Genomic DNA, 6,592 nt, shown 5'->3' with positions numbered 1-6,592 from the left:
GTCGCTTCCTACAGAACCCGGACGAGTTCGCGCTGGCCTTCGCCAAGGCCTGGTACAAGCTGCTGCACCGCGACATGGGCCCGGTTGGCCCACACATGCTCGGGCCCTGGGTCCCGGAGGCCCAGCTCTGGCAGGACCCGGTCCCGGCAGTGGACCACGAGCTGATCGACGAGCAGGACATCTCCTCGCTCAAGGCCCAGCTCCTGGACTCGGGCCTCTCCGTCTCACAGCTGGCCAGTACGGCATGGGCCGCGGCATCCACCTTCCGCAAGACGGACCGGCGCGGCGGCGCCAACGGGGCGCGGATCCGGTTGGAGCCCCAGCGCGGCTGGGAGGTCAACGAGCCTGAGCAGCTTTCGACGGCGTTGCAGGCGCTTGAGACGGTCCAGCAGCAGTTCAACGCCGCCCAGGCCGGGGGCAAGAAAGTCTCATTGGCGGACCTGATCGTCCTCGGCGGCTGCGCGGCAGTGGAAAAGGCTGCCCGGGACGCAGGCTTCGCCGTCACCGTGCCGTTCCGGCCCGGCCGCACCGATGCCGCCCAGGAGCAGACCGACGTCGACCAGTTCCAGTACCTGAAGCCGCGGGCAGACGGATTCCGGAACTACGTACGCCCCGGCGAGAAGCTCCAGCCGGAGACCCTCCTGCTGGACAAGGCGTACCTGCTGGACCTCTCCGCACCGGAGATGACGGCGCTCATCGGCGGTATGCGCGCCATCGGCACCAACGTCGGCGGCTCCAGCCACGGCGTCCTCACGGACAAGCCGGGTGTCCTGACCAACGACTTCTTCGCCAACCTGCTCTCCCCGGGCACCAAGTGGAAGGCGTCAGAGAACGAGGAGAACGTCTACGACATCACCGACGTCGCCACCGGCGAGCTGAAGTGGACCGCTACGCCGGTTGACCTTGTCTTTGGCTCCAACTCGCAGCTCCGGGCAATTGCCGAGGTCTACGCGAGCGACGACGCCGGGGAGAAGTTCGTCAACGACTTCGTGGCGGCCTGGGTGAAGGTCATGGAACTCGACCGCTTCGACCTGCGCTGATCGAGAGTCCGGGCCGGCTGCAGCTGTGGCCGGTCCGGACCCCCTCCCCCAGGCGCCGGAGAAGCAGGCTTCCGGGCAGCCACGCTTTGAACCAGGAGGAACCCCAGATCCCCGAGGTCCTTTGGGCCGCCCTAAAAGCCCGCCGCGTTGCACCCGCGGTTAATCAACGGGTCCTGAAAGGGCCGGCAGCCCCGGACTACATCGTCGCCAGCGCGGTGCCATGGCCTGAACCAAGGAGCCCATGAGAACCTGCTTAGCTTCGGGTTGGCTGGCTTTGGAAGATTCTTCCGCTCAGATCATCGCGGAGAATGTAGAACTGGCCTCCGTTGTCGTTGACTGTGCCGTCCAGCACATACAGGCCCCGCGCAGCATCTGGTCCTCCGGCTGCCCGGTCAAGGGCTTCGCGCAGATGCCGATCGAGATGCCCCTTCGGCCCAACTGCCTGGATTTCTTCGATTTCCTCTGTTGTCAGCCCTGCCAGTACTGCATCAATGTCAGCCATGAAGCACCCTCCCCAATTGTGCAGGCCTATGTTGGCCTGGGTCCACACGCTAGGGCACGAGTGGCCGTCGCGGCAAGGATAAGGCGGTCCCGGGCCGACAGCTTTAACTGAATGGCAGCCAGGTGCATTGAGCGGTTCTCGAAGGCTAGTTCGGCCAAGGCCGCCGCACCGCCATTCGATCGCCGGCTTAAACGACGAATACGTCCCAAAACGCAGCGACGACACCTGCCGGAATTACCATGCACACGAACCCAAAAGAACACGATCGAGCGCGCTACATACGGTTCTCATCCGAAACACTGTTCAGCAATTTGCTACTCCTCAATCTGGGCGGCGCAAGTGGCAGCTACGGGATTACAGGGTGTCGAGGTTTGACGGTCTCCCACCGGACAATGAAGCGTGGTGGCAGTCCCGATGCAGGCCTTAGCCTTTCTCGGTCTTGCCACCGTGTCGCCACAGGTACAGTATTGGACCACGACGTCGGCCGTAGTTTCCATGACTGGAGAAGGTATGACTGAGAACCAGCGTTCCTTTACCCTTACTGCCCTTATCTTTTTTGGTGTGCTTGTCGCCGTTGCGGGGGTAGCGATGCTCTTCTCGGGAGTAAGCGGCGGCACAACTGTGAGCGAAATTCCCAAGATCGTCGAAATCGTCTCATTGCGGGAGTGTATAGGCGACGCCTGCGGAGATTGCGGCCGTGCATAGGAAAGTGTGAGACCGCACGGATGTTCGTGACTCGGTGAAGTCGGGACCATTTGTCCATGTCCACCACCAAAGCCCGTGGCCAAGCAACGCCCCGCTTTAATGGGCAAAAACCCGCACGCGGTGCCCAGACCGCCGAACTGTTCCCGCTGGGCGGCAGCAGCGTTCCGAAAAGCCGAACCGTTGGATGCGTCAGGATCGGGCGGCCCGCGGCAGGAACGCGTTAGGTTCGGCCTTGATTTGCGTCAGTGCGGACTCGATGGCGCCTTTGACTACAACCTCGGCTCCGAATCTGCTCGCGATGAGTTCCGGTAGCGGTAAGCCTGTTTCGGTGGGCAGCAGGATGCGTGCGTGTTCGAGGACAGGTTCGATGGCCCGTGAGATGCCGCCTGCGATGACTACACGCTCGATGTCCAGGAGGCTGGACAGCACAACCGCAATCCGCGCCAGCCGGGCGCCCAGCCGGGCGATGATGTCCTCTGCAAACGGATCCCCCTCCCGGGCTGCCTGGAACACGTCCTCCGCTTTAATCTCCCCCTCGGGCATTTGCCGCAGCATGGTTTTTCCCTCATAGGAATGAATGCGCGAGCGTGCCCACTTCCGTGCAAGTGCTCCAAAGCCATCCGTACCCCCCTCGTCTGGCACGAACTTGCCGGCGGTAAGCGTGTCGAGGAATCGCATCTCCCCTGCGCCGCCTCGAGGTCCCCGAAGCAAGCGTCCGTCGACAATCAGGCCCGCACCGAATCTCTCACCGGTCAACAACGTTGCCTGGTTAGCTGATGGCTCGTGTGCGCGTTCGGCGACAGCAGCAAGGTTGGCGTCATTCTCCACGACGACCATGCCCTGAAGGTGCGAGGCAAAGCCGGAATTCATCAGTTGCCAGAATTTTCCTTCGGGAGACCTACCATTGGCGTCGATCGGCGCGGGAACGCCTACGACCGTGAGTAGGACGTCATCGAGGGTGCGCCCGACGTCGTGGAGGGTCAGACGGATCAGCTCTCGTGCACATGCGCCGCGGCCCGAGCGTCCCAACGCATGGGAGTCGATGCTCTGGCGCCGGGTGCCCAGCTCACGGCCACGCAGATCCGCGACGATGGTGGTGAAATAGCTTTCGCCGGCGTCCAGCCCAACTACAACACCGGCAGCCTCACGCAATTGGTAGCGGCGCGCGGGCCGGCCTTTGAGTGAGCGGCCCACGGCCTGACTGTCATCCACTTCCTCCAGCCATCCGGCGTCGACCAGACCGTCGCAAACGCCGAGCACCGTGGCGCGGGTTAGCCCAGTCACGGCCATGGCCTCGCCAGCTGTGAAGACTTGTTCCTGAAGAGCGAAGCGCAGCAGAGCATCGGAGTTGATCTGCCGCAGCAGCTGCGTTGAGCTCGCCGTGGTCTCGTTCATCCCTTGACGATATCGCCAATATCCCTCATCCTCGTATAGGACCTAAATATAAGATCCAAATAAATCCACGTAAGACCCTCGAGGAGCCGATGATGCCACCTTTGACGTCCGCCGGGACGCGAGTTTCCCGACGTACTTTCCTTGCCGCCGCCGGGGGCGCATTGACTGCTTTCGGCCTGGCTGGGTGCGCTCCGGGAGGTACACGCCCCACTGTCACGTTTCACCAGTCAAAACCGGAAGCTGTGCCGTACTTCCGCGATCTGGCGGCGAAGTTTACCGCGTCACAGGACCGCGTCCGTGTCCTGCACGATATGGCGACAAATCTTTCTGCCAGCTTTGTGCGCAGCAGTCCGCCGGATCTCGGTTGCCTCAACTACAACCTCGAGATGGCCAGGTTCATGGAGCGCGGGGCGCTCTCGGACCTTTCCGATCTCCCGGCAGCAACTGCCATCCGGGACGACGTTCTCGACCTCACGAACTGGTACCCCACCTACCCTGGCCGCACTAGCGTTATCCCCTACTCGGTCATGGCCGCCTCGGTTATCTACAACCGCCGCATCTTCGAGCAGAACGGCCTGGCCGTCCCGACAACCTGGGACGAACTGATCGAGGTATGCGAGGTGCTCAAAGCTGCAGGCATCACTCCGATCTACGGCACTTTCCGCGACCCCTGGACCATCGCGCAGGGCTTGTTCGACTACACGGTTGGCGGCATGGTCAACGTGCGCGACTTCTACAGGAAAATGCACGAGATTGGCGAGAACGTTGGACCAGATTCCGAAGTGTCATTCCAGAAAACGATGCTTGAGCCAGTCCAGCGCATGGTCCGGCTGACGACATACATCAACCCCGATGCATCCAGCCGCGGCTATGGGGACGGCAACACCGCCATGGCGCAGGGCCAGGCGGCAATGTATTTCCAGGGGCCGTGGGCCTTCGGAGAAATAGAAAAGGCCGGCACGGATGTCGATCTCGGCACCTTCCCGTTGCCGATGACCAGTGACCCCGCCGATTTGAAAGTTCGCGTCAACATCGACCTTTCGCTATGGGTTCCCGAAGTCGCCAATGCACAAGAGGGCGCCCGCGACTTTCTTCAATACCTCATGCAGCCGGAGATCCAGAACTCCTACAACGCCGAATTCCTGGGATTCGGCACCAGCAAAGACGCACCAGCGGTCACAGACCCCCGAATCGTTGAAATGCAGAAGTACTACGACGAAGGCCGCTTCTACATGGGCGCCTCACAGTTCATTCCGAACTCGATTCCCGCCGCCAACTACCTCCAATCGATCATCGGCGGCGCCGACGCCGAAAGCACCTTGCGCCGGATCGATGCCGACTGGGCGCGTCTGGCTTTCCGTGCCTGATCACCTTTCCGACCTAATGCACGAAACGAGGACCACCATGCCATCGATGACAAAGCCTTCCACTAGAGCGGTGGTGACGGCACCGGCAGCGACTCAAGCGACAAATGCGCGCAAAAGCCGCGTCGATCCGCTCTACTACTTTTTCCTCTTCCCCTCACTGGCGATTTTCACGCTCGCCGTCACGCTGCCGGCCGTACTCGGATTCGTCTACAGCTTCACGAACTCTGTGGGCTTCGGTGACTTCGACTTCATAGGCATCCGAAACTTCATTGCCGTCTTCCAGGATGAAGGAGTCCTCAGCGCCTACAGCTTTACGCTCGCCTTTGCGCTCGTGACCGTCATCGTCGTAAACGCAGTGGCCTTCCTTCTTGCACTGGGACTCACGTCCCGTGTCCGCTTCCGTGCTGCATTGCGCGCAGTATTCGTGATCCCCATGGTGATCTCGGGCATCGTCATCGCGTTCGTCTTCCAATACCTATTCTCAAACTCGCTGCCGCTGATAGGCCAAGGCCTGGGTATCGAACCGCTGGCGACGAGCATCCTCGCCAACCCCGATCTCGCGTGGCTGGCAATCGTCTTCGTCACGGCGTGGCAGTCGATTCCGAGTGCGATGCTGATTTACATCGCAGGGCTCCTCACGGTTCCCGCCGAAGTTTACGAAGCAAGCTCCATCGACGGGGCGAGGCCCTGGCACAACCTGCTGCACATCACCCTGCCGCTCGTGGCAGGGTACGCCGTGATCAATATGGTCCTCGGCTTCAAGAACTACCTCAACGCCTACGACATCATCGTCGGTCTCACCGACGGCGGCCCCGGGGTCGCCACACGCAGCGTCGCCATGTCGATTTTTCGCGGCTTCGAAGGCGGCGACTATGCGTACCAGATGGCCAATGCCGTGATCTTCTTCCTCATCAGCATCGTCATCGCACTCATCCAGCTTCGCTTCACCCGTGGCAAAGGAGGGATCGCAGCATGAGCAGCGCACCCAGCACCATCCCAGCAGAATCCGTGGCCGGCGGGAAGAAACAGCCGGTCCGCGCCGCCAAGGAGCGCAGCAACTGGCCGGCTACCGTCGTCCTGATCGTCTGCACGCTCAGCGTGCTCGTCCCGCTGTACGTCACCATGAGCATGGCGTTCAAAACCACCGGCCAGGCGGTGGATGGCAACGCCTTCTCGCTGCCAAGTCCCCTGACCTTCGACAGTTTCGTCCAGGCATGGACCCTCACGAACTTTCCCCGCGGCTTCGCGATCTCGGTGTTTGTTTCAGTGACCGCAGTGGCGGGGGAAATCATCCTGTCGGCCCTGGCAGCCTACGCGATCGTCCGCAATTGGGACCGCAAACTCTTCCGCTGGTCCTTCTTCTACCTGCTCGCGGCGATGTTCATCCCGTTCCCCGTGGTGGCGCTACCGCAGATCCAGCTCACCGGTTTCGTCGGGCTGGACAACCCGCTCGGCGTCGCGATCCTGCACATCGTCTTTGCCCTGGCGTTCAATACGATGCTGTTCACCGCGTTCCTGCGCTCCATCCCGCTGGAACTGGAGGAAAGCATGCGCATGGACGGCGCCGGCACGTGGCAGGTGTT

7 protein-coding genes are annotated in these 6,592 nt (G+C 61.8%); 5 read left to right on the top strand and 2 right to left on the bottom strand.

Features of this window, described 5'->3' with window-relative positions; genetic code table 11:
- The coding region (locus tag RIF85_RS13790; RefSeq protein ID WP_309072472.1) for a peroxidase family protein at positions 1–1,040 on the top strand (1,040 nt) is incomplete at its 5' end.
- A gap of 253 nt (positions 1,041–1,293) precedes the next feature.
- Here RIF85_RS13790 and RIF85_RS13785 read toward each other — a convergent pair.
- Complete coding sequence (locus RIF85_RS13785) at positions 1,294–1,542, bottom strand: hypothetical protein (RefSeq protein ID WP_309072471.1); 249 nt, start codon at positions 1,540–1,542, stop codon at positions 1,294–1,296.
- Between the two features lie 510 nt (positions 1,543–2,052).
- On the opposite strand from RIF85_RS13785, the gene RIF85_RS13780 reads away from it, so the two are divergent.
- The gene (locus RIF85_RS13780) at positions 2,053–2,247 is read left to right on the top strand and encodes a hypothetical protein (protein WP_309072470.1); all 195 of its coding nucleotides are present in this window, start codon (positions 2,053–2,055) and stop codon (positions 2,245–2,247) included.
- Positions 2,248–2,436: 189 nt separating this feature from the next.
- On the opposite strand, the gene RIF85_RS13775 is transcribed toward RIF85_RS13780, so the two are convergent.
- On the bottom strand, positions 2,437–3,642 hold the full coding sequence (locus RIF85_RS13775) for an ROK family protein (RefSeq protein WP_309072469.1): 1,206 nt from the start codon (positions 3,640–3,642) through the stop codon (positions 2,437–2,439).
- Between the two features lie 89 nt (positions 3,643–3,731).
- On the opposite strand from RIF85_RS13775, the gene RIF85_RS13770 reads away from it, so the two are divergent.
- The 3 genes from RIF85_RS13770 to RIF85_RS13760 all read left to right on the top strand — a co-directional run.
- Positions 3,732–5,009 carry an extracellular solute-binding protein gene (locus tag RIF85_RS13770; protein WP_309072468.1) on the top strand — a complete coding sequence of 426 codons (1,278 nt, stop codon included), beginning with the start codon at positions 3,732–3,734 and terminating at the stop codon, positions 5,007–5,009.
- Positions 5,010–5,055: 46 nt separating this feature from the next.
- A complete protein-coding gene (locus RIF85_RS13765) occupies positions 5,056–5,985 on the top strand; it encodes a sugar ABC transporter permease (RefSeq protein WP_309072467.1) in 930 nt (309 codons plus the stop codon).
- Positions 5,982–6,592, top strand: a 611-nt coding sequence (locus tag RIF85_RS13760) for a carbohydrate ABC transporter permease (RefSeq protein WP_309072466.1), incomplete at its 3' end; no start/stop codon positions are given. The genes RIF85_RS13765 and RIF85_RS13760, both read left to right, overlap by 4 nt.

This window comes from Arthrobacter sp. (assembly GCF_031179385.1).
In the GTDB taxonomy this organism is placed as follows: Bacteria; Actinomycetota; Actinomycetes; order Actinomycetales; family Micrococcaceae; genus Arthrobacter_D.
The sequence above is the reverse complement of the archived record's forward strand: the minus strand, read 5'-3'. Positions and strand labels throughout refer to the sequence as shown.